Origin of the sequence: Microbacterium sp. Root553, assembly GCF_001426995.1 — a bacterium.
Lineage (GTDB): Bacteria > Actinomycetota > Actinomycetes > Actinomycetales > Microbacteriaceae > Microbacterium.
This window is the reverse complement of record NZ_LMFY01000001.1, coordinates 2,390,768-2,413,223: the sequence shown is the minus strand read 5'-3', so window position 1 is coordinate 2,413,223 and position 22,456 is coordinate 2,390,768. Positions and strand designations below refer to the sequence as shown.

Below are 22,456 nucleotides of genomic sequence, written 5' to 3'. Positions count from 1 at the left end.
GAACCTGAAGGCCCACGTCAGTCGCGAGCGTTGAACACCTGGAAGGCGACGCCATCCTCGTGCTGCCAGTGGGAGGCGATGCCGAGCGAGCGCTTCGTCAGCTCATGCCGGAAGGCCTCGATGTCGTCTTCCGTGAAGATCCACGCGTGCTGGGACGAGCGGGCACGGTACTGGGCGAAGGCGCGGATGTTGATCCTGCAGGCGAACGATGAGAAGTCGACGCTGCGGGGGAGAGCTCGCCCGGCTTCGCGATCGACCTGCCTAGGCGAACCGCGGTGGTCGCCGTACTCGGTGCCGGCGCGCATCATCTCGGCGACCATGTCCAGGCCCTTCAGGTGCTCCGGCGTCGGGTACGTGGGTCGCTGCGCGGCCATGAGGGCGTCGTACTCATCACAAAGACGCCGCTGGTCGACGCTGTAGATAGTCCTGAGATCCGAGAACGCGCGCTCGTTGTCGTTGATGACCCTGACGCAGAGCAACCAACTCGCCGGTGTCGTGCGGGGTCGTGCTGTAGATGAGAACCATCGGTGTTCTCCTCGAGGTCGTGTGTGGGGTGAGCGTCGAGCGCAGGTCAGTCGATCTCGCCTGCCTTCAGCGCGCGCTTGATCGCTTTCATCGACCGCCAAGGGCGACCCTTCAGCGCGTCGTCCTGCGTGATGACGAGAGCTCGGATGTGCCGGGCGGTCTTCTTGTCGATCGGTTTCTGTTCAGGCATGGGGCCACTTATTCGGGGTCAGGGTCGGTCGTGACGAGCGGGGTGGAGGCTCGCTGAGCAACTGAGGTTTGTGAGGTTGTAAACACGTAAACCCCGGAATCACGCGGATCGACGAGGACTCCGCATAGTGAGGTTTCTGGGGTTGCGGTCGCCAGCCGCAGTGGCTGTCTGACCGGATCCGTCGCGCGGGGGATGACCGCGGGCACGCCGAGTCCGTAGCGTGAAGCGCATGGATATCGCTTCGATGATCATGGGCGGCTCGATCGTTTCGATCGGGTGGATCGCGTTCTGGCCGTGGGCGCAGCTGAAACGGCTTCGCGAGCTCGAGGGAACTGCAGCCGCAGGTCCGGACCCGGATTAGACCTCGTTCAGAGGCAATGCGCGCTCGGATCCGCTCGGTTGCTGGGGGTCTCCGTCGAAGTGCCCCGGCAATCGAGCGCAGGGGAGCGCACGAAATCCGCGAGATTCCGCGGAAGTCGGATCGGGGGTCATAGGCAGTGCCGACCCGCCGGGGCTTATGACCCCGCGCTGGCGCGCGGCTAGCCTCGAGCGGTCATCCGGCGGATCTGCTCGGCGTATCCGTCGAGGACGTCGAAGATCCCGCGGTGCTGCCAGACGCGGTTGCGTCCTTGGCCGGTGGTTTCGGTGAGCACCCCGCGATCGGTGAGTGTGTCCAGCGCGCGCAGCGCCGCCATCTCGCCGAGTCCGAGCGCGCTCATGAGGTACTTCGTGTTCACAGCCGGCTGGCCCACGAGCGCGGGAAGGACCTTCCAGACCGCAGCGTCGGAGCGGACGCCCTGGAGTAGAGCGCGGGACTCGTCCAGCTGCGCGACGAGATCGTCGACCAGCTGCGTCCCCGTGGACGCGGCGATGCGACTCGCCATGGCGAACTCGCGGATGATCGGGGCAGCGTCGCCGGCTCGGAAAGCGGTCAGCGCCTGGAAGTAGCGCCCGGTGTTCACGAGTAGTCCTGCAGAGATCGGTACGGCGGTGGAGCTGACGAGACCCTTGTTGCGCAGGATCGACTGCGCGAGCGCGCGGCCGGTGCGGCCGTTGCCGTCGACGAACGGGTGGATGGTCTCGAACTGGGCGTGCGCGACAGCGACCTGAACAAGCACGGAGATGTCCTGGCGCTGCACGAATCTGACCAGGTCACCGATCGCACCGGGAATCCGGTCGTGGTGGGGAGCTATGAACTCCGCCTGGCGGGGGCCGGCGTTGCCGGGGCCGATCCAGACCTGTTCTTGGCGGTAGACACCGGCTTCCTGCTCGAGGCCTGATTGGTGGCGCAGCAGAGCGTGGTGCATCTGCAGGATGGAATCCTCGGAGATCTCGTCCGAGAGCGCGAGGGCTGCCTCCATGGCGCGGACGTTCCCGATGACGGTGAGCGCGTTGGCCTTGTCGCCTTCATCGATCTCGGCGAGAGCGAGCTGCTTCGCCGACGTCGTCAGCTGCTCGATCTGTGAGCTGGACGCGGACTCTGTGCGGAGCAGGATCGCGGTCATCGGGCCCAGGGCCGGGTTGTCGGTGCCCAACGTGCGCCGCGCATGCTCGTCGAACGCGACCAGCTGGCGCGTGGCGTCTTCGACGTCAGCGGCATCTTCGCTCGGGACCTGCGGGCTCCAATGAGCGATCGGAGCTGTGACCGTCGCCTCAAAGGGCCCGGTCTGACGCACAACCTCGGCCCGTGAGAACATCCCCGGTGCCCGCGGCTTCCAGTCCAGGGTCTCGCTCGAGATGGCATCGATGGGGATGCGGGTGCTGGGCGAAGACGTGGGCATCACACCATGATACCAACACTTATGAAACTAGGTGTTTGTAGGGGGTGACTCAACCCGCGTCTGGCGCGAAGAGCTATCTGCGGCGAGATCATCTCGCCGGATGAACTCGAGCGTCTCTTGGGTCGTGCAACCGTAGAAGGCGGCCCCGCAACGCTCAACCTGGGTCCTGAAGGCCAGCCGGAGCTGGGCACGACGATTAGCGAGGCGCCCGCGTTCACCGCCTTCTACGACTACCTACGCGCCACGCCCTTGATGACGAGTAAGCCGATGGCTTCTTCCCAGATCAGACGGCGCTTCTTGCTAGATTTGATCGAGCCGCCACGCACGCGCGAAGGGAACCGCGGCGGATTTCATCTGTTGAAATAAAGCTCAGTCTATCTGACATAATGTGCATTATCGGCTCTATCGCGATCACGTCGATCGGGGCCGTCGACAGGCTCGACGCGTGAACGCGCAGAACGTCGTGCAGTGTCACACCGGCACCGACACGATCTCGCTGGCTCGTACCGGTACTCACGTGACCGGCGCGGATTTCTCCGAGCCCGCGTTGCGAGCGGCAGCCGCTCTCGCCGAACGCACTGACCACCGTCCGTCTCGTTGCACCACAACCACGCAACGTGCTGTTCTGCGGTTGCAGTAAACGCATCATTCAGCACCGGCCAGTCGCTCGCCCCCTGTCGACGCGCAAGTGGGGCGTGGATCCGGGATCGATATAGACAGATCGTTCATTTCATGGTTATATGTACTTATCGTTCATATCTATCAGGGAGAGGACCTCATGAGCACATCATCAAGCACCGGCCGCGTCGCACTTGTGACAGGTGGGTCGGGCGGCATCGGTCAGGCCGTCGTGGAACGTCTGGTCGCGGACGGCTTCTCGGTCGCCGTGCACTACGCGGGGAACCGGGTGAAGGCGGACACCCTGGTCGAGAGCATCGTCGCCGCGGGTGGGTCGGGGATCGCGGTCGGCGGCGACGTGGCAGACGAGAACGCAATGCAGACCGCGTTCGACCAGGTGGAAGCCGCGTTCGGTGGCATCGATGTGGTGGTGAACACGGCGGGCATCATGATCCTCACCCCGATCGCCACGCTCGGCCTCGACGACCTCGACCGGATGCACCGCACCAACATTCGCGGCACCTTCGTTGTGTCGCAGCAGGCCGCACGCCGGGTCCGTGCAGGCGGCGCGATCGTGAACTTTTCCACCACCGTCACCCGTACCAGCTTCCCCGGCTACGGCGCCTACGTCGCCTCGAAGGCAGCTGTGGAGGCGATGACCCCGGTCCTGGCGCGCGAACTGCGCGGAAAGGACATCACCGTGAATACCGTTGCCCCTGGCCCGACCGCGACGCCGCTGTTCCTCGACGGCAAGGACGAGCAGACCATCCAGAACCTCTCCAAGGCCGCGCCGCTCGAGCGCCTGGGAACCCCGAACGACATCGCTGAGACGGTCGCGTTCCTCGCCGGCCCCGCCCGATGGGTGAACGGCCAGGTCCTCTTCGTCAACGGCGGACTCGCCTAGCCCACCAGCCGCAACACCACCACCAGGCCATCGCGCGCGTCGATCAGATAGCGCGGACCACGAACAGAAGCGAAGAACGTCATGAGCCAGATCATCGTCATCACCGGAGCTTCCAGCGGTTTCGGCGCCCTCACCGCCCGCGCACTTGCCGACAGCGGCAACACCGTCTACGCGGGCATGCGCGCCACCACCGGACGGAACGCCCCCCAGGTACAGGCAGCCGCCGACTACTCCGCCGAGCACGGAGTCGACCTTCGCGCCATCGAGATGGACGTCAACTCGGAAACCTCCGTCGACGCCGCAATCGCGCAGATCATCGCCGACCACGGACGCATCGACGTCGTCATCCACAACGCCGGCCACATGGTCTCCGGTCCCGCCGAAGCCTTCACCCCTGAGCAGCTCGCCGAGCTCTACAACGTCAACGTTCTCTCCACCCAGCGCGTCAACCGTGCCGCGCTCCCGCACCTCCGCAAGGCCGGCAAGGGTCTGGTGCTGTGGGTGTCGAGCACGTCGGTCAAGGGTGGCACCCCGCCCTACCTCTCCCCGTACTTTGCAGCGAAGGCGGGCATGGATTCCCTCGCGGTCTCCTATGCCGCGGAGCTCGCCCGCTGGGGCGTGGAGACCTCGATCGTGGTGCCGGGTTCGTTCACCAGCGGAACCAACCACTTCGCTCACGCCGGACGCCCCACCGATACGGCGGTGGAGGCCGAGTACGAGGCGAAGTACCCCGGTCTCATCGAACAGGTCGCCGGCAAGCTCGCCGCCCTCGCGCCGGAAGGCGCGGAAGCGTCGCTCGTGTCCGAGGAGATCGCTCGCATCGTTGCCTTGCCCGCCGGGCAGCGGCCGTACCGCGTGCACATCGACCCCGCGAACGATGGCTCTGAGCGGGTCTCCGAGGTTGCTGACGAAGCACGCCGGGAATTCCTCGGCCGCGTCGGCGTCGCTGACCTGCTCTCCATCGTCCAGTGACCTGAAGGCCCGGGGAGACGACCATCCTCCCCGGGCCTTGACAAACCACCAACCCCACAGATCAGGATGACAAGCTATGACCTCCACACGAGTGCCCGCCCCGATCCAGGCCTTCATCGACGCGACCAACTCCGCCGACTCCGCCGCTTTCGCCGCCACGTTCACCCCTGACGCGTTCCTCAGCGACTGGGGCCGCGAATTCCACGGCACGACCGGAGTACAAGCCTGGAACCGCACCGACAACATCGGCGTCCACGCCCACTTCGACCTCATCGACATCACTGCCGGCCCCCAGCCCCAGAGCTACACCGTCACCCTCAAAGTGAGTGGGGACGGGTACAACGGCACCGGCCCGATGCGCTTCGAACTGCGAGGCGACCTCATCGCCCGCCTCATCATAAGCTGACACCTTCGAGCACCCAACGCTCCCCGACAACGCAGGGACCACCATGAGCACCACCACCAGCGGCACTCCGAACCCGGCAACCAACGGAGCAACTCGCCGCGGCCGGGGCCGACGCCCCGCCGAAGACGTCCGCGCTGATGTCCTCCGCACCGTGGGGGAAATCCTGCTCGACGAAGGCCTCGCCGACCTCACGTTCGAACGCGTCGCACGCCAAGCCGGCGTCAGCAAAACCACCCTCTACAAGTGGTGGCCATCCGCGGGGGCGTTGGCCCTCGAGGGGTATTTCCACAGCGTCGAGGTCACGCTGACATTCCCCGACACCGGCGAGATCCGAACCGACATCACCACCCAACTGCGCAGCTTCGTGACGCTGATGACCACCACCCCGGCCGGTCGACTTCTCGCCGAGCTGATTGGCCAGTCCCAAACCGACCAGGACCTCGCGGCCGACTACCGGCGGCTGTACTCCTCCCACCGCAGACGACTCGCCGCAGACCGCTTCACCATCGCGCAAGAAGCCGGACAGATCAGAGCGGGCATCGACGTCCAAGTCCTCGTCGACCAACTCTGGGGCGCCGTCTACCACCGCCTCCTGATCCCCGACGAACCCGTGACCGATGCGTTCGCCATCGCGCTGGTTGACAACCTCTTCGACGGCATCACAGCCCCCTGAACAGAAAGCACGCCCAGGACCACTTACGCCGCCCTGTCGCCCGCGGTACGTCGGGCAACCGAGATCGTACCCGCCTCCACCGAACTCGTGGCCGACCTCAACCAACCCAGCAACCCCCACCGCATCTCCTAGCCACCTCCGGCGAGGCCTGGGTGCACGGCGATCCCCTCACGCGAGTCAGCTTCGACATCGAGGACGGGTTTCGACCGCCGGCCGAAAAGCAACCGCGCACACCCGGAAGCGCCCACGGATGACGATCCGAAGCCAGATCTCGCCACAGTCACCCGAACTCCATCCACGTTCGGTCCCACCCGGCCGAAGTGCTCAAGCGAACGAGTCCGCGCAGCACGTCCCCTCTACGGGAGTCAACGTCATGTCTTCGGTGCAACCGTGCTGATCGAGCTCCCTATAGGTGCGGGCCTGATCTGGGCTGCCATCGAATGGATCGGCTAGGGACGACGGTCGGCAGAGCCACCCTCTCCACAACGTCGAATCCCGTCGCGCTGATTCGTCTATCGAGGAAAGCCGCAGTCACACCGCAACTGCGCACTGACGAATAGTGCTCGCCGTAATGAAGTACTTGCACCAGACCGGAGCACTCCTCCGCGCCGGCCTTCGCCTTCTGCACTTCGACGAGGGCGTACGCTCCCCTGGCGTTTCAGCCCGCGCATGGTGAAGGTTCCGCGGGGCTACGCCTGGCCGGAGGCCGAGCGCGACCTGATCCCGTGCACTTTCACGATCGTCGCGCGCAAGGACTGACCCCGGACTGCAGAGCCCTCACCGCCCGACGTATGCGGCCAGATGTTCGCCGGTCACTGTGGATCTCGCCGCGACCAGGTCTTCCGGACGGCCTTCGAACACCACGCGTCCGCCGTCGTGCCCTGCACCGGGACCGATGTCGATGATCCAGTCGGCGTGCGCCATCACCGCCTGGTGGTGCTCGATCACGATCACCGTCTTCCCCGACTCCACGAGACGATCGAGGAGTCCGAGGATGTTCCGGACGTCGGCCAGGTGCAGCCCGGTGGTCGGCTCGTCGAGCACGTAGGTGTCACCCTTCTCCCCCATCTGGATCGCCAGCTTGATGCGCTGACGCTCCCCTCCCGACAGGGTCGACAACGGCTGTCCGAGCGACAGGTAGCCGAGCCCGACGTCGTCGAGTCGGCCGAGTATCGCCACAGCGGCGGGAATCCTCGCCTCCCCGTCGGAGAAGAACGCCTTGGCCTCGGACACCGGGAGGTCCAGCACTTCGGTGATGTCCTTCCCCGCCAGGGTGTATTCCAGGACCGACGCCTGGAAACGCTTGCCGCCACAGTCCTCGCACGGCGTCTCGATCGTGTCCATGAACCCGAGTTCGGTGATGACCACCCCGGCTCCCTTGCAGGTCGGACACGCGCCTTCGGAATTCGCGCTGAACAGTGCGGGCTTCACTCCGTTGGCCTTCGCGAATGCCTTGCGGATCGGCTCGAGCAACCCCGTATAGGTGGCCGGGTTGCTGCGCCGAGACCCCTTGATCGCACTCTGATCGATCGAGACGACGCCGTCGCGTCTCGAGACCGAGCCGTGAATCAACGAGCTCTTTCCAGAGCCCGCCACGCCGGTGACGACCGTGAGGATGCCGGTAGGGATGTCGACATCGACGTCCTGGAGGTTGTTGGCCGTCGCCCCCCGCACCTCGATGGTTCCCGTGGCGTCGCGGACCGACGTCTTGAGCGTGGAGCGGTCGTCCAGATGGATCCCGGTGCGCGTCCCGCTCGATCTGAGCCCCTCGACCGTGCCTTGGAAGCAGATCTCGCCACCGGCGCTGCCCGCACCCGGTCCGAGATCGACCACGTGATCGCCGATCGCGATGGTCTCCGGTTTGTGCTCGACGACGAGGACCGTGTTGCCCTTGTCGCGCAGGCGCAGGAGCAGGGAGTTCATGCGCTCGATGTCGTGCGGATGCAGTCCGATGGTCGGCTCGTCGAAGACATAGGTGACATCGGTGAGAGAGGAGCCGAGGTGACGGAGCATCTTGATGCGCTGCGCCTCTCCCCCGGACAGCGTCCCGGAGGGACGATCCAGACTCAGATACCCGAGCCCGAGCGTCACGAAGGCCTCGAGGTTCGCGCGCAGAGCCTCGAGGAGCGGTGCGGCTTCGGGCAGCTCCAGGTTCCGCACCCATGCGGCGAGATCGGTCACCTGCATCCGACAGGCGTCCGCGATGCTGATGCCCTCGATCTTCGAGGATCGCGCGCCTTCGGTGAGGCGCGTGCCCTCGCACTCGGGGCAGGTGGCGAAGGTCGCGACGCGCTGGACGAACGCACGGATGTGCGGTTGCAGCGCATCGAGGTCCTTCGAGAGCATCGACTTGGTGATCTTCGGGATCAGCCCTTCGTACGTCATGTTGATGCCCGAGATCTTGACCTTCGTGACCGCGCCGTAGAGCAGCAGATGCTTCTGCTTGTCGGTGAACTCGGCGATCGGCATGTCGGGCGGGTAGAACCCCGAACCGGAGAAGCCCTTCACCATCCATCCGTCGGCCGTGTAGCCGGGGACCATGATGGCGCCTCCGTCGAGCGACTTCGATTCGTCGATGATCTGTGCGAGGTCGAGGTCGGACACCGCTCCCCTGCCCTCGCACCGAGGACACATGCCGCCGAGGTAGATCGCGTCCTTGACGATCTTCTTCTCCCCGCTCGGCCCCGTCATGACGCCACTGGCCTTCTGCGTCGGGATGTTGAAGGAGAATGCGGTCGGTCCTCCGATGTACGGCCGGCCGAGCTTGCTGAAGAGGATCCGCAGCATCGCGTTCGCATCGGTGACCGTGCCCACGGTCGAGCGCGGGTTCGCGCCGAGCCGTTCCTGATCGACGATGATGGAGGTCGTGAGCCCTTCGAGGACGTCGACGTCCGGTCGGGGCACCGAGGGCATGAACCCCTGCACGAACGCGCTGTACGTCTCGTCGATCATCCGTCTCGACTCCGCCGCGATGGTGTCGAAGACGAGGGAACTCTTGCCCGACCCGGAGACCCCGGTGAACACGGTGAGGCGGCGCTTCGGGATCTCGACGCTGACGTCTTTGAGATTGTTCTCGCGCGCGCCCTGAACGCGGATCAGGTCGTGGCCGTCTGCAGCGTGGGTCATGGTCGTCCTCGGGGTGGGCTCGGTGGTCGGGTCAACCGGCCTGGTTGATACGGAGAAGATTGCCCGCCGGATCGCGGAACGCGCAGTCCCGCACACCGTATGGCTGGTCGAGCGGCTCCTGCACGACATCGGCCCCGTGAGCGACGAGGCGGTCGAACAGGGCATCGAGGTCGTCGCTCGCGAGGGTCAGCGCGCCGTAGCTGCCCTTCGCGATCAGTTCGAGGATGGTCCGTCGTTCGCCCTCGGTGATCCCGGGGTCGGTGGCGGGCGGATGCAGCACGATCGACGTCTCGGGCTGCCCCTCCGGGCCGACGGTCAGCCAGCGCAGGCCGTCGTAGCCGACGTCGTTGCGCACCTCGAATCCGAGGGCGTCGCGGTAGAAGCCGAGGGCTGCCTCGGCATCCGTGTGCGGAAGGAACGCGTAGTGGATGCTGATGTTCATGGGCTCAGGTTAGGTGGGTCTCCGGGCGCGGTGCTTCTTGATTCCTGATCGGTCTGATGACGTGCTTGGCATGGACGGTCGGGATGCCGTCGAGGGTGGCGGCGCGTTCACGGTACACCCGGGGTGAGACACCGACCAGCTCGGTGAATCTGGTGCTGAATGTTCCCAGCGACGAGCCCCCCACCGCGACGCAGACCTCGGTCACCGAGAGGTCGCCGCGTCTGAGCAGCGCCATGGCGCGCTCGATCCGCCGCGTCATCAGATACGAGTACGGTGATTCGCCGTACGTCTCCTTGAAGCGGCGGCTGAGATGGCCCGCCGACATGTGCACACCTCTCGCCAGCGCCTCGACGTCGAGGGGCAGCGCGTACTCGCGATCGATGCGATCCCGGACCCGACGCATGACGACGAGTTCGCGGAGTCGTGCATCGTCATCGGCGCTCACGAATAGATACTGTCACGCGACATGTCGGGACACGACGTCCCGCGTCGTCGCGAGGCACTCGACCCCCATGGGGTCCTCTACAGGGATACCCTGTGACCATCGCGCACAGGCAATTCTCAGAAAGGATCCCCCCCCATGACCGATCCGCTCGCCGCAGGAGCCGGTTCCCTCGTCAAGTCCATCCGCATCGTCCTCGCGGTCTCGGGCGTGATCGCCCTCCTGGCCGGCATCGTGCTGCTCGTATGGCCCCTCAAGTCCGCCGTCATCGTCACCGGCATCTTCGCGTCGTATCTCGTCGTCGCCGGTCTCGTCTACATCGGTCTGGCCGTCTTCTCTCGCATCGAGGGCGGCTGGGCCCGGATCGGGCACATCGTGCTCGGCCTGATCTACATCGTGGCGGGCGTGATCGCCTTCGCGAACCTCGGTGTGGCCGCCGCGACCCTCGCGCTCGTCGTGGTGATCTTCATCGGCATCAGCTGGATCGTCGACGGTGTGGTCGCGCTGTCGTTGCTCGGACAGGACGGCTCGCGCGTATGGACGCTGCTCTATGCGCTGCTCAGCATCGTCGCCGGAATCGTGGTGCTCTTCTCGCCGCTCTACGCCGCAGCCGTGCTGTGGCTGGTGCTGGGGGTCTCGCTCGTCGCACTCGGTCTCGTGCAGATCGTCCGCGCGATCACGCTCGGGAAGGATGCGAAGAACGTCGCGGCTGCCCGGAGCGACGCCGCGAGCTGACCCCTCCCCTGCACGATGAGGGCCCCGCCCGATCCGGACGGGGCCCTCATCGTGGTCCTCGGCTCACTCGGAGGCGAATGCGCTCACATCTCCGACGAGACGGGTGTTGTCCGAGGGCACGGCGTCGATCGCAGCGCGAGCCACCTCGGCCGCGAACTCCGACACGTTGTACAGCTTGCCGGCCGATTCACGGCGCTCGGCGATCGCGCCGGGGTTGGCCCGCTCCAGCAGCGTCGCGGTGATGGTGCCCTCGATCATGTCCCCGGACACGACGGTGAAGCCCACCCCCTTCTCTGCGAGTGCGGGGATGCGCTCCCTCAGGGCGTCCTCGCCCGCACGCTTGGAGAGAGCGACGGGCTCGTACTCCGGCATCGTGGGCGTCGTGCGGATGAAGTGCGCCTGGTGGCTGGTGACGAACACCACGCGTGCGCCGTCGCCCAGCAACGGGGTCGCCGCGTCGAGAACGCGCAGCTGGGCGTCGCGGTTCAGGGTCAGCGCGTAGTCGGCCGCCATTCCCGACTCCATGCCGCCCGAGGCATTGAGCACCAGCACGTCGAGGCGGCCGAATTCTGCGGTGACGGCGTCGAACATCTCGGCGACCGACGACGGGTCCGTGAGGTCGGCGCCCACGACGAGCACGCGGCGACCGAGGGCGCGCAGTTCGGTCGCGAGCTTCTCCGCCCGAGGCGCCTTGTTGCGGAAGTTGATGACGACGTCCGCACCGGCCTCTGCCAGATACCGAACGGTGTCGGCGCCGATGCCGCGGGACGAGCCCGTGACGAGCGCGACCTTGCCGTCGAGGGAACCTGCGGGAAGAACGTCGGTCACTGTGACTCCTCTTGATGCGCGAAACGCCGCGATCACGCGGCCTTCCCAGACTACCAAGACCGCCCGCGAGGCCCCCGTCGGCGTCGCACCCGCATGATAGGTTGACGCCAAAGGAGGCCGAATGGACAACTTCGCGACATCCGTCGAGTTCATCGACCAATGGGCATGGATCGGCTGGCTGATCCTCATCGCCGTCTTCCTGGTGATCGAGATGCTGACCCTCGACTTCACCTTCCTGATGCTGAGCTTCGGCGCCGCCATCGGACTGGTGACCGACCTCGTCGGACTGCCGATCTGGGCACAGGTGATCATCGCCGCCGGAGCGGCGGCGCTGTTCATCCTTCTTCTCCGTCCACCGCTTCTGAAGCGGCTGCGGCGCGGTGAGGATCCGACGAAATCGAACGTCGACGCCCTGCTCGACCTCCGCGGCTTCGCGCTGCACGACATCACTCAGATCTCCGGGCAGGTCAAGCTCAGCAACGGCGACACGTGGACCGCACGCGCCGCCACCCCCGTCCCCATCCCGCAGGGTTCCCCGATCGTCGTCATCGCGATCAACGGGGCGACCGCGACCGTCCGCCCCGTCAACGAGTAGGAGTACCCCGTGAACGACGCCTCGTTCATCCCCACCGCGATCCTGTGGGTCTTCGTCATCGCAGTGATCATCTTCGTCTTGGTCACGCTGGCCCGATCCATCCGCATCATCCCTCAGGCCACGGCCGGTGTGGTGGAGCGCCTCGGCCGCTATCACAAGACACTCATGCCGGGACTCAACATCCTGGTGCCGTTCATCGATCGCCTGCGTCCTCTGATCGACATGCGCGAGCAGGTCGTCTCGTTCCCGCCTCAGCCGGTCATCACCGAGGACAACCTCGTCGTCTCGATCGACACCGTGGTCTACTTCCAGGTGACCGACGCCCGCGCGGCCACCTACGAGATCGCCAACTACCTCGGTGCCGTCGAGCAGCTGACGACGACCACCCTCCGAAACGTCGTGGGTGGCCTCAACCTCGAAGAGGCTCTGACCAGCCGAGACAACATCAACGGCCAGCTCCGTGTCGTGCTCGACGAGGCGACCGGCAAGTGGGGCATCCGCGTCGGCCGTGTCGAGCTCAAGGCGATCGACCCGCCGTTGTCCATCCAGGATTCCATGGAGAAGCAGATGCGTGCAGAGCGTGACCGCCGTGCCGCGATCCTCACGGCGGAGGGCACGAAGCAGTCCGCGATCCTCGAAGCCGAGGGTGCACGTCAGGCCGAGATCCTGCGCGCCGAGGGCGACAAGCAGGCCGCCGTTCTGCGTGCGCAGGGCGAGGCGGAGGCCATCCAGAACGTCTTCACGGCCATCCACCAGGGCGAGCCCGACGACAAGCTCCTCGCCTACCAGTACCTGCAGATGCTGCCGAAGATCAGCGAGGGTCAGTCGAACAAGCTCTGGATCATCCCGAGCGAGCTCACCGAGGCGCTCAAGGGCATCGGAAGCGCATTCACCCCCAAGCCCGGCCAGCCGCCGACGAACTACCCGGGCGCGTGACGCACCCGTACTTCGAGAAGGCGCGACACCCCCGAGTCCTCGCCCACCGCGGTCTGATCACCGCGGCGGGCGAGGACTCCGGTGTGTGGGACAACTCCGCGGCCGCCTTCGCCGCGGCACATGCCGCAGGGGCGGAGTACATCGAGACCGACTGTCAGGTCTCCTCCGACGGCGATGTCGTGCTCTTCCACGATGCGACCCTGCTCCGACTCGCCGGCGATCCTCGTGCCGTGAGTGACGTGCGGACGCGGGAACTGGCGCGTATCCTCTCGGAGCACGGCGGGCTGCTCACCGTGGCGGACGCCCTCGATTCCTTTCCCACCACCCGTTTCAACATCGACGTCAAGACCGACGCCGCGGTGGTCGCTCTGGGGCCGATCCTGACGAACCACACGCACCGCGTGCTCGTGACGAGTTTCTCGGATGCGCGTCGACGAGCCACCGTCGCCGCTGTGCGTCGCGCAGGTGCCGCTCTGCCCCCCGCGACGTCCGCGGGCAGCGGCGTGATCGCCACGGTGCGGATGCTCTCGGCGCTCCGCCTCTCCCCCGCGCAAGTGCTTCGCGACATCGATGCCCTGCAGATCCCCGAACGCCACCGAGGTCTTCGCATCCTCACCCCCGCCCTGCTGCGTGCCGCGCGGCGGCACGGTGTCGAGGTCCACGTCTGGACGGTGAACGATCCGGCCGACATGCGCCGGCTTCTCGACGCGGGGGTGGACGGCCTCGTCTCGGATCGCGCAGACGTCGCGCTCGACCTCATCGGCGGCTGAGCGCGCCACGCCGTGGCCCGCCTTCGGCGCTGGGACTCCGCTGTGAATAGCGCCGAGAACGCGCTCCTGTGGATGAAGCGCACAGGCTGGAGCGTTATACCTGACACGACGAGAGGACCACACAATGGCAGATCGCAGCCTACGCGGCATCCGACTCGGCGCCCAGAGCCTACAGAGCGAAGAGGGCGTCGTCTTCATGGAGCGCCGTGAAACCACCTACATCTGTGACACCTGCGCCCATGTCACGAACCTCATGTTCTCGGCGGACGCGGAGCCGCCGCAGACCTGGGAGTGCCGCGCCTGTGGAGCAGAGGCACGCCTGAGCATCGACGGCAAGGCCGTCACGCTCGACGCCACCGACGAGAAGGCCGCGCGCACGCACTGGGACATGCTGCTGGAGCGTCGCAGCCGTGCCGAGCTCGAGGAGCTCCTCGAGGAGCGCCTCGCCTTCATCCGCGCCCGCCGCGGCGCCGGAGAAGACCCGACCCGCGAGAAGATCGGCGCCTAAGGTCGCCGGGCGCGCAGCCACCCGAACAGCAGCACGCCGATCCCGCCCCACAGCAGCAGCTGCTGGATCCACGGTCCCAGGACCACGCCAGCGGTCAGGCCGGAACGCAGCTCGACATCCTCGAGCAGCGCTCCGGCCTTTCCTGCATCCAGGCTCGACACCGTCGAGCCGTCCGGGCGGATCACCTGACTGGTGCCCACCGTCGAGATGTTCACGACGCTGCGCCCCGTCTCCATCGCACGCATGCGCGCGAACGCCAGCTGCTGAAGATTCTCGTCCGTACCGCGGAAGTCCGCGTTGTTCGTCTGCAGGACCAGTACTTCGGCACCCTGCGCGAGGCCGTCGTAGATCACGTCGTCGTAGATGACGTCGAAGCAGATCGCGAGGCCGACGGCCACGCCGTCGACGTCGATCACCGGAGAGTTGGATCCTGGCGTGTAGTCCCGTTGGATGAGACCGATCAGATCGGGGGCGAGGGCGTTGAAGACCGGACGGTCCGGCACATACTCGCCGAAGGGCACCGGATGGCGCTTGTCGTGGATCTGCTCGGCGGTGCCGTCCTGCTGCCACAGCATCGAGGTGTTGTAGTACAGGCCCTTCCGCTCGGTGGGGGCGTTGGCGAGCAACGGGGCGCCGATCCGTGTGGCGACGAGGGACATCCGCCGCGCGAGCGTGTCGGAGCGGAACGGATCGAGGTCCAGCGAGCCCTCCGGCCAGACCAGGAGATCGACGTCCTCGCCGTACAGCGGTTCCGTCGCATCCGTCTGCGCCTGGACGATCGAGTACGGCTCGCGCTGATCGAAGTACCCGCTGGGCCCGTTCCCCTGCACGGCGGCGATGCGCATCGTCCCGCTGTCCGTGGTCGGGAAGAGCGGCGTGAGAAGCAGCACGACCGTGACGATCACCGGGGCGATGAGAGCGGTCGGGCGCTTCCACACCCGTAGGCGCACGGTCTCGATGAGCACCGCGACCAGGAACACCATCAGGAAGCCGAGACCGCTCACTCCGACCCACGATGTGACCGGCGCCAGCGGACTCTCGGCCTGACTCATCCCCAGACGCGCCCACGGGAACCCACCGTAGGGCCAGGTGCCGACGAACAGCTCACGACCGACCCACAGGGCCGCCACGACCGCGGGGAGCATCAGCAACCGCACCGCAGGGTGGGATGACACCCGCGGTATCCAGCGGTAGGCCAGCGTGATCAGGATGAGCGCCAGCGCGGTCAGCATCCCCTCGAGCACGCTCAGCGCACCCCACGGGATCGGACCGAGATAGCGCGAGGTCCATGACACGAGCAGGGCGAAGAAGAGGATGCCGTACACGGCGCCGACGAGCAGCGCTCCCCCGGCCCGACGACCGATGAGGGCGACGAGAAGCAGCGCCGTGGCGGGGAATGCGAGTGCCCACACCGCGACGTCCGGATACGAGAGATCCATCAGGAGCGCTGCTGCCGCGGCCGCGGGAAGCGCGAGAGACAGGGGCAACAGAGGGCGCTGTCGCGCGGGGAGATCGGTCATCTATCCAGTTCTCACATCGAGGAGTACGCGACGATGCCCCTGCGGACTCCGTCGAGCGCGGTTCGAGCGGTACGCGCCAACGTGCCGTCCTCAGCCACGATCGAGAGCTGGTCGAGCAGATCGATGGTCTGCTTGGCCCAGCGCACGAAGTCACCGGCGGCCATGTCCGCATCGACGAGGACGCGGTCGAGCATCCCGCCGCGGGCCCAGGAGTGCATCGCACCGGCGAGCCCGGCAGCAAGAGGCTCGGATCCGGGGAGGTGGTGGTCCTTCTCGAGGTCGTCGAGTTCCGCCCAGAGCGTGGTGGTCTTCTCGTAGGCGGTGCGGAAGGCCCCCCGGGGCAGGTCCCGCTCCCCCGCGTTCGCCTCGTCGCGCCGCGGCTCGTATACGAGACAGCAGGCCATGGCGGCGAGTGACGGCGCATCCAGCGTGTTCCACAGGCCCTGGCGGAGCGACTCCGCCACGAGCAGGTCGCGCTCCCCGTAGATGCGGCGCATCGTGCGTCCGGCATCCGTGAGCGTCGTCACGTCGTCCTCGTCTCGCTGGAGGTAGTCCAGGGTCTCGAGGACCTCGACGACGCGGTCGAAGACCCGCGCGACCGTCCCCGTCCTCGTCTCGATCTGGCGGCGCGTGCGATCGGTCTGGCGCTTGAGCTTCCAGTACCGTTCGGCCCAACGCGCGTGCGCTTCGCGATCGGGGCACCGGTGGCAGCCGTGGCGCTGCATCCTGTTCCGGAGGCTCTGGATCTGCTTCATGCGCTTGTCGCGCGATGCCCGCGGCGCATTCGCGTCCTGGCGGTTCTTCTTCTCGAGGTCGCTGAGCTCACGACGGATCGACGCGTAGTCGAGGAAGTCGCCGTGGTCGCAGACCATCGCCGCCCGGTATCCCTCGAGCGACTCCTCGGCCTCACGGACCTGTCGGGCGAGCCCGACGACCGCACGATCGGCCTGGAACTGTGCGAACGAGGACTCCAGGATCTGGCGCGCGCGCGCCTTGCCGAACAGGTCGATCAGGTTGACGGCCATGTTGTAGGTCGGTCGGAAGCTGGAGTTGAGCGGATACGTGCGGCGCGAGGCGAGCGCCGCGACCGCCTGCGGATCCATCCCCTCGGTCCACTGCACCACCGCATGACCTTCGACATCGATGCCGCGTCTGCCGGCGCGGCCGGTCAGCTGCGTGTACTCCCCCGAGGTGATGGCCACGCGCGCTTCGCCGTTGAACTTCTCCATCTTCTCGAGGACGACGGTGCGTGCCGGCATGTTGATGCCGAGCGCGAGGGTCTCCGTCGCGAAGACGACCTTCACGAGCTTGCGCTTGAAGAGGTCTTCGACGACCTCCTTGAAGGCAGGGAGCAGACCGGCATGATGCGAGGCGACGCCACGTTCGAGGTTGTCCAGCCACTCCCAGTACCCGAGCACTCCGAGGTCTTCGTCCTGCAGTGACCGTGTGCGCTCTTCGACGATGGCACGGATCTCGACGCGCTCCTCAGCGGTCGTCAGGCGCACCCCCGATCGACGCACCTGCTGCACGGCCGCATCGCAGCCGACGCGGCTGAAGATGAAGAAGATCGCGGGGAGGAGGTTGGAGCGCTCGAGCAGACGGATGACGTCGGGTCGATCCATCCGCTCGATGCGTCGCACGTTCGCCGCACGCACGGGACGGCGCCCGCCGCGTGGAGGGCGCTGCGCCTGCCTGCCTGCGTGCCGATTGCTGCGGTACGACTGCGCGTCGCGATTGCTGTCGTAGTTCGAACCGGTGAACGAGCGGATGCGCATCAGCTCCTGATTCACCTGTGCGGTGGCGATGCCCGCGCGGTCGTCGAACAGCGGCAGCAGGTCGTCGCGCACGAGGACGTGCTGCTCCAAGGGCACGGGGCGGATCTCGGAGACCACGACCTCGGTGTCGCCGCGCACGGTGTCGAGCCAGTCGCCGAACTCCTCGGCATTCGAGACGGTGGCACTCAGGGACACGAGGCGCACGTGCGCCGGAAGATGGATGATCACCTCTTCCCACACCGCCCCTCGGAACCGGTCGGCGAGGTAGTGGACTTCGTCCATGACGACGTAGCGCAGGTCGCGCAGCGCGGCGGAATCCGCGTAGATCATGTTGCGCAGCACCTCGGTCGTCATCACGACGATCCGCGCGTTGCCGTTGATGTTGGTGTCACCGGTGAGCAGACCGACGTCGTCTGCGCCGTACACCTCGACGAGCTCGCGGAACTTCTGATTCGAGAGCGCCTTCATCGGCGTCGTGTAGAACGCCTTGTCGCGCGGCGTCTGCATGGCGAGGTGGATCGCGAACTCGCCGACGATCGTCTTCCCGGCGCCCGTCGGCGCGGCGACGAGCACACTGCTGCCGTCTTCGAGCGCATGGCAGCCCTCGATCTGGAACGGGTCGAGGTCGAACCGCTGCCGGGCGGCGAACGCCACCGTCGCCGGGTGGCCGGATGCCTGCCGCGCGGCCGCGTATCGCTCCGACGGAGAGCTCATGCGGTCACTGGCGTGATGCCTGCGGCCTCATCGCGCTTGCGTTTGCGACGATCGAACAGCATCGAGATCAGCGTCGCGGCGAAGTAGAGCACGATCATCGACCCCATCAGCAGCAGCATCGAGAACACATCCGCGGGAGGCGTGGTCACCGCGGCGAACACCGTGCAGACCAGGATCGCGACACGCCAGCCCTTGAGGATGTCGCGGCCCGACACGATGCCGGCGAGGTTGAGCGCGACGAGGAACACGGGGAGGACGAATGCGATGCCGAGCACAAGCAGGAACTTGAAGACGAAGTCGTAGTAGATCGCGTAGTCGAAGAACTGGGCCATCCCCTTCGGCACGAAGCCGGCCATGATCTCGATCACGTGCGGGAGCACGAAGAACGCGACCGTGCATCCGCCGAAGAACAGCGGGACGGCGGCGCCGAGAAAGCCCCAGGTGTACTGGGTCTCCTTCTTCGTGAGGCCGGGCATCACGAATGCCCAGACCTGCCACAGCCAGACGGGCGCGGAGATCAGGAGACCGATCGCGAAGGCGATGCGCATGCGGAGGTCGAAGCCACTCGTCACGGTGGTGAAGTTCAGTCCCGTGTACTCCCGGCCCGCCTCGGCGGCGATGGTCCGGATGGGCACGGAGAGCAGCTCGATGATCGGCTCGGTCACGATGAAGGCGACGATCATGCCGACGACGAGCGCGCCTGCCGCGATGAACAGTCTCTTGCGCAGTTCGACCAGATGCGCGCCGAGAGACATCCGCCTGTCGCGACCGGGGGCCTCCTGGTCGGCGGAATCGAGAGCGGACACGACCTATGCGGATCGAGGAGGCTGACCCGGATCGGTGTCGCGAGCCGTGACCGTGGTGTCTGCGACGGTGGCCGCAGGCGTCGGTGCGACCGGTTCCGCGGCGTCCGTCGCGTCCTCGTTCTTCATCGCCTTCATCTCGCCCTTGAACACCCGGGCGGACTGTCCGAGGCTCTTCGCCAGCGCCGGCAGCTTCGCAGCACCGAAGAGCAGCAGGATGACGGCGAGGATGATCAGCAGATGTGGCCAACCGAAAGCGCCCATGATTCTCCTTCGTCGTTTCGTGCCAGTCTAACCGGCGTTGTCGCCGTCCGGGTGGCGATACAGCGCGAGTCCCGCTTCCGCCCATTCCCGAGCGGCCGTGCGGGCGATCCCCGGGTCCACCACTTCGAGCGCCCCGCCGAACCGCGCGGCGAGTCTCTTGATCCCGCGAGGGTCGGCGAGGTGGAGCCGCGCGGTGACGATTCCGTCGCGGATCTCGACGTTGTCTGCCGTGAGGAAGTCACCCAGGAGCGGCGCGACGCGCTCGGGCACGCGCACGCGCACCTCGCCCTCGTCGTCGACGGCAGAGAACGCCTCGGGGACGTGCTCCCCCGCGTGAGTGATCGGGATCTCGGTGAGTCGCGCATCGCTCACGCGATCGAGATGGAAGGTGCGCATGGCCTCCCGGGTGTGGCACCACCCCTGCAGATACCACTGCGCGTTCGTGATGATCACCTGCACGGGATCGACCGTGCGTGTCGTGGGCGCGGCATCCGGCGCCTGATAGGTGAAGGAGACGGCGACGCCTTTCTGGACGCCTCGGGAGACCACCTGACGGACCTCGTCGACCGCGCTGGGCGCGACCACGACCTCGGCAGGCGCGTCGGCCGCACCGCGGGACAGCTTCGAGATGAGCCCGGAGACCAGGCCGGAGTCGGACACGGCGGGCACGGCGGCGACCATCTGCAGTCCGGCGAGGAGAGCGGCGGCCTCGCGAGCGGTGAACCGCGGAACGCGGCGGAGGGCGACGTCGTTCGTGATCTCGATGACGTCCTCCTCGTCCAGGAGGTCCCAATTGATGTCGAACATCTCCTGCGGCTGCTGCCAGAAACCTGAATCGCCGGGCAGCCCGATCACGGTCAGCTTCTCGACCATCTGGCGCATCTCGGCGGGCGTCACGCCGAACTCCTCGGCGGCCTCGGCGAGGGACACCTGTCCGTGCTCGAGCAGGTACGGGACGAGAGTCAGGTAGAGCCGGACCCTGTCGGAGGCGAGCAGCGGCTTCGGCTGTGCGCTCATCGCGTCGCTCCGATCTCCGCGTTCGTGTCGACCACGGCACGCAGCCGGTGGACGACGGCATCCCTGAGGGCGGCCGGCTCGACCACGCGCACCTCGGGGCCGTACGACGCGATCTCGTCGGCGAGGATGTGCAGGTCGACGAACGGCACGAGGATCCCCTGCGTGGGGGCGGGCCGGGCCCGGCGTCCGAGACGCAGGGACGCCTCGGTTCCCGGTGTGACCTCGAGCAGCGCGGAGTTCTGCGCGGCGACGTCCTGGAGTCCCCGCAGGGCCCGCTCCCCCGCGCCTTCGCGGAGTGCCGCATCGAAGGTCGTGGCGGTGATCCTCACGTCTCCGACGATCCTGCTCAGCAGGAACATCCGGTCCTCCTCGATGTCCACATCGACGCCGAACACGTGCCAGCGCGCCTCGTAGTCGACGAGAGCGAGCGGACGGATGCTGCGTCGGCGCGACGCATCCTCACCGGGCTTCAGGTAGTCGAACGTCACGACGCGGCTCTTCTCGATCGCGTCCTGCAACGGGGCGAACGCGGCATCCCGGGCGGTGATGCGCGGCGCGAACCCGATGATCGGCTCATCGCCGTCGATGCCGAGCGCCCGGATCTTGCGGACGCCGGCCTTCGCATCGCCCGACGCCGACTCCGCACTCCACACACTGCCGGCGAGCTGCAGCACGGCGAGCTCGGCCGGTGTGAACTCGATGTCGCCGGGCAGATCGTATTCCGCCTGCGGAATGCGGTAGCGGGCTTCCCGGAGATCGTGGGGATCGGCCTGGTCGCCGATCGTCTCGACGGGCACGCCGAGGGTCCGGAGCTCGTCCTTGTCCCGTTCGAACATCTTCTCGAGCGCATCGGCGCGCACGCCCGCATGGGCACGCTGTCGATACCCCGAGACGTTGTCGAGGATCTGCTGCTTGGTGAGCCCGATCTCCGTGGCCATGAGCGCCACGACGAGGTTCGTCAGGCGCTCCTCCGCAGGGATACGGGCAGCCATCATGGAGCCGGGACGGGGACGATACCGAGGATGTCGACGACGATGGCGGTGGCGGGGTTGCCGTCGGCGGCGGGCGCGACGACCAGCACCTGCGATCCGACCGTCGCACCGACGAGCTCTTTGGCGGCGAGACCGATGTTCGGCTCGGCCCCCCAGGTGGTGGTGGAGACGGTCTTATCGTCCCAGCCCACGGCCATGATGTTGGTCACGATCGTCGAGCCCTTCTCGACCTTCTCGCCGTCGCCCTTGATGAGCGTCTGCTTCTGGGCGGACGTCGGTGCGGCGCTGTCCGGGATGATCACGCCGGGGGTGCCGTCGGGTGCACGCACCACCGTCGGCATGCCACGGGCGTCGTTGAACTGCGATGCACCCTCGGCACGGGCCCGGTACACATCGAGGACATCGATGACCGCGACGACGTTCTCGTCGTCGGCGAGCCCGAAGGCCTCGACGTTGTTCGGGCCGAAGTCCTCGGGGGTCAGCGTCGCCACGACGCGGCTGCCGCCGGTCGCGCACTCCAGGACCGCTTCGAGTCCCGGGGAGCGCTCGGCCCAGTACGAGATGCTGTGCACACGGCTGGCGTCGCCGTTGTACTCGGACGCGTAGATCTGCTTCCCGTCCTCGCCACCGTAGAACGAGATGTCGAGCACCATCGGCTGCGACGTCGAGGTGAGCACACGCCCGTCGCCCGTCACCACATCGGCGAATCCGGACTCCTTCGCCTTCACCGGCGCGAAGACCTTGACGTCGGGTGCGTCGCCGATGTCGCCCTCGACCGTGACCGAATCCGCGACGGACGCGGTCGATGCCGCGTCGCGATCGCAGGTCGCGCCGGCGAAGGACGGCGCCGCAGCGCATCCTGAGAGAGCGAGGACGGCGAGGCTGAGTGTGGCCAGAACGGCGGACGTTTTACGCACGCG

24 protein-coding genes are annotated in these 22,456 nt (G+C 66.9%); 10 read left to right on the top strand and 14 right to left on the bottom strand.

The genetic code is table 11. The annotated features are described in order from the left end of the window. Window positions 1-17 precede the first annotated feature (17 nt). Both ASD43_RS11240 and ASD43_RS17230 read right to left on the bottom strand, forming a co-directional pair. Window positions 18-374 (bottom strand): hypothetical protein, encoded by a 357-nt coding sequence (locus ASD43_RS11240; protein ID WP_056417458.1) that lies wholly within the window; start codon window positions 372-374, stop codon window positions 18-20. A 197-nt stretch (window positions 375-571) separates the two neighbouring features. Next, entirely contained in the window at window positions 572-715 is a 144-nt protein-coding gene (locus tag ASD43_RS17230; protein WP_157538179.1) for a hypothetical protein, read from the bottom strand. Between the two features lie 229 nt (window positions 716-944). Here ASD43_RS17230 and ASD43_RS17605 point away from each other — a divergent pair, with 229 nt between their 5' ends. Beyond that, window positions 945-1,076: a hypothetical protein gene (locus tag ASD43_RS17605; protein WP_268776162.1), complete on the top strand. Its 132-nt coding sequence runs from the start codon at window positions 945-947 to the stop codon at window positions 1,074-1,076. A gap of 178 nt (window positions 1,077-1,254) precedes the next feature. Here the strand turns inward: ASD43_RS17605 and ASD43_RS11235 are convergent, their stop codons facing one another. Beyond that, on the bottom strand, window positions 1,255-2,496 hold the full coding sequence (locus ASD43_RS11235; RefSeq protein ID WP_082539361.1) for a Fic family protein: 1,242 nt from the start codon (window positions 2,494-2,496) through the stop codon (window positions 1,255-1,257). Between the two features lie 778 nt (window positions 2,497-3,274). Between ASD43_RS11235 and ASD43_RS11230 the strand changes: the two genes are divergently transcribed. The 4 genes from ASD43_RS11230 to ASD43_RS11215 all read left to right on the top strand — a co-directional run bounded on the left by ASD43_RS11230 (window position 3,275) and on the right by ASD43_RS11215 (window position 6,069). Beyond that, a complete protein-coding gene (locus tag ASD43_RS11230) occupies window positions 3,275-4,018 on the top strand; it encodes an SDR family oxidoreductase (protein ID WP_056417455.1) in 744 nt (247 codons plus the stop codon). An 81-nt stretch (window positions 4,019-4,099) separates the two neighbouring features. Then, entirely contained in the window at window positions 4,100-4,990 is an 891-nt protein-coding gene (locus tag ASD43_RS11225) for an SDR family oxidoreductase (protein WP_056417452.1), read from the top strand. A gap of 76 nt (window positions 4,991-5,066) precedes the next feature. Next, on the top strand, window positions 5,067-5,396 hold the full coding sequence (locus tag ASD43_RS11220; RefSeq protein ID WP_056417449.1) for a nuclear transport factor 2 family protein: 330 nt from the start codon (window positions 5,067-5,069) through the stop codon (window positions 5,394-5,396). Between the two features lie 43 nt (window positions 5,397-5,439). Next, complete coding sequence (locus tag ASD43_RS11215) at window positions 5,440-6,069, top strand: TetR/AcrR family transcriptional regulator (RefSeq protein WP_056417447.1); 630 nt, start codon at window positions 5,440-5,442, stop codon at window positions 6,067-6,069. Window positions 6,070-6,846: 777 nt separating this feature from the next. On the opposite strand, the gene ASD43_RS11210 is transcribed toward ASD43_RS11215, so the two are convergent. Genes ASD43_RS11210 through ASD43_RS11200 form a run of 3 tightly spaced genes read right to left on the bottom strand, consistent with a single transcriptional unit; the run spans window position 6,847 to window position 10,040 of the window. After that, window positions 6,847-9,195, bottom strand: a complete 2,349-nt coding sequence (locus ASD43_RS11210; RefSeq protein WP_056417443.1) for an ATP-binding cassette domain-containing protein — start codon at window positions 9,193-9,195, stop codon at window positions 6,847-6,849. Between the two features lie 31 nt (window positions 9,196-9,226). Then, entirely contained in the window at window positions 9,227-9,637 is a 411-nt protein-coding gene (locus tag ASD43_RS11205; protein ID WP_056417440.1) for a VOC family protein, read from the bottom strand. Between the two features lie 4 nt (window positions 9,638-9,641). After that, a complete protein-coding gene (locus ASD43_RS11200) occupies window positions 9,642-10,040 on the bottom strand; it encodes a helix-turn-helix transcriptional regulator (protein WP_056419525.1) in 399 nt (132 codons plus the stop codon). Window positions 10,041-10,217: 177 nt separating this feature from the next. On the opposite strand from ASD43_RS11200, the gene ASD43_RS11195 reads away from it, so the two are divergent. Continuing rightward, on the top strand, window positions 10,218-10,814 hold the full coding sequence (locus tag ASD43_RS11195; RefSeq protein WP_056417437.1) for an HdeD family acid-resistance protein: 597 nt from the start codon (window positions 10,218-10,220) through the stop codon (window positions 10,812-10,814). 63 nt (window positions 10,815-10,877) lie between these two features. Here the strand turns inward: ASD43_RS11195 and ASD43_RS11190 are convergent, their stop codons facing one another. Further along, window positions 10,878-11,642: an SDR family oxidoreductase gene (locus ASD43_RS11190; RefSeq protein WP_056417434.1), complete on the bottom strand. Its 765-nt coding sequence runs from the start codon at window positions 11,640-11,642 to the stop codon at window positions 10,878-10,880. Window positions 11,643-11,763: 121 nt separating this feature from the next. Here ASD43_RS11190 and ASD43_RS11185 point away from each other — a divergent pair, with 121 nt between their 5' ends. From ASD43_RS11185 to ASD43_RS11170, 4 genes are all read left to right on the top strand, one after another. Continuing rightward, the gene (locus tag ASD43_RS11185; protein ID WP_056417432.1) at window positions 11,764-12,237 is read left to right on the top strand and encodes an NfeD family protein; all 474 of its coding nucleotides are present in this window, start codon (window positions 11,764-11,766) and stop codon (window positions 12,235-12,237) included. A 9-nt stretch (window positions 12,238-12,246) separates the two neighbouring features. Continuing rightward, window positions 12,247-13,173 carry an SPFH domain-containing protein gene (locus ASD43_RS11180; RefSeq protein ID WP_045255134.1) on the top strand — a complete coding sequence of 309 codons (927 nt, stop codon included), beginning with the start codon at window positions 12,247-12,249 and terminating at the stop codon, window positions 13,171-13,173. Further along, window positions 13,170-13,943 (top strand): glycerophosphodiester phosphodiesterase family protein, encoded by a 774-nt coding sequence (locus ASD43_RS11175; protein ID WP_056417429.1) that lies wholly within the window; start codon window positions 13,170-13,172, stop codon window positions 13,941-13,943. The genes ASD43_RS11180 and ASD43_RS11175 overlap by 4 nt, the downstream gene beginning before the upstream one ends. Before the next feature lie 124 nt (window positions 13,944-14,067). Then, window positions 14,068-14,451 (top strand): RNA polymerase-binding protein RbpA, encoded by a 384-nt coding sequence (locus tag ASD43_RS11170; protein WP_056417426.1) that lies wholly within the window; start codon window positions 14,068-14,070, stop codon window positions 14,449-14,451. Here ASD43_RS11170 and lnt read toward each other — a convergent pair. The 7 genes from lnt to ASD43_RS11135 are packed head-to-tail and all read right to left on the bottom strand — an operon-like array spanning window position 14,448 to window position 22,453. Next, window positions 14,448-15,971 (bottom strand): apolipoprotein N-acyltransferase, encoded by a 1,524-nt coding sequence (gene lnt, locus ASD43_RS11165; RefSeq protein WP_056417423.1) that lies wholly within the window; start codon window positions 15,969-15,971, stop codon window positions 14,448-14,450. The two genes, ASD43_RS11170 and lnt, sit on opposite strands and share 4 nt — an antisense overlap. 11 nt (window positions 15,972-15,982) lie before the next feature. Then, on the bottom strand, window positions 15,983-18,460 hold the full coding sequence (locus ASD43_RS11160) for a DEAD/DEAH box helicase (protein WP_056417420.1): 2,478 nt from the start codon (window positions 18,458-18,460) through the stop codon (window positions 15,983-15,985). Beyond that, window positions 18,457-19,215, bottom strand: a complete 759-nt coding sequence (gene tatC, locus ASD43_RS11155; RefSeq protein ID WP_045255621.1) for a twin-arginine translocase subunit TatC — start codon at window positions 19,213-19,215, stop codon at window positions 18,457-18,459. The genes ASD43_RS11160 and tatC overlap by 4 nt, the downstream gene beginning before the upstream one ends. A gap of 54 nt (window positions 19,216-19,269) precedes the next feature. Continuing rightward, window positions 19,270-19,527 carry a Sec-independent protein translocase subunit TatA gene (gene tatA, locus ASD43_RS11150; protein WP_045255139.1) on the bottom strand — a complete coding sequence of 86 codons (258 nt, stop codon included), beginning with the start codon at window positions 19,525-19,527 and terminating at the stop codon, window positions 19,270-19,272. Window positions 19,528-19,554: 27 nt separating this feature from the next. Further along, on the bottom strand, window positions 19,555-20,544 hold the full coding sequence (locus tag ASD43_RS11145; RefSeq protein WP_056417417.1) for a helix-turn-helix transcriptional regulator: 990 nt from the start codon (window positions 20,542-20,544) through the stop codon (window positions 19,555-19,557). Beyond that, window positions 20,541-21,536, bottom strand: coding sequence for a helix-turn-helix transcriptional regulator (locus ASD43_RS11140; protein ID WP_056417413.1), 996 nt, complete (start codon window positions 21,534-21,536; stop codon window positions 20,541-20,543). Before ASD43_RS11140 ends, ASD43_RS11145 begins: the two co-directional genes overlap by 4 nt. Further along, window positions 21,536-22,453 (bottom strand): hypothetical protein, encoded by a 918-nt coding sequence (locus ASD43_RS11135; protein ID WP_056419522.1) that lies wholly within the window; start codon window positions 22,451-22,453, stop codon window positions 21,536-21,538. The genes ASD43_RS11140 and ASD43_RS11135 overlap by 1 nt, the downstream gene beginning before the upstream one ends. Between the last annotated feature and the right edge of the window lie 3 nt (window positions 22,454-22,456).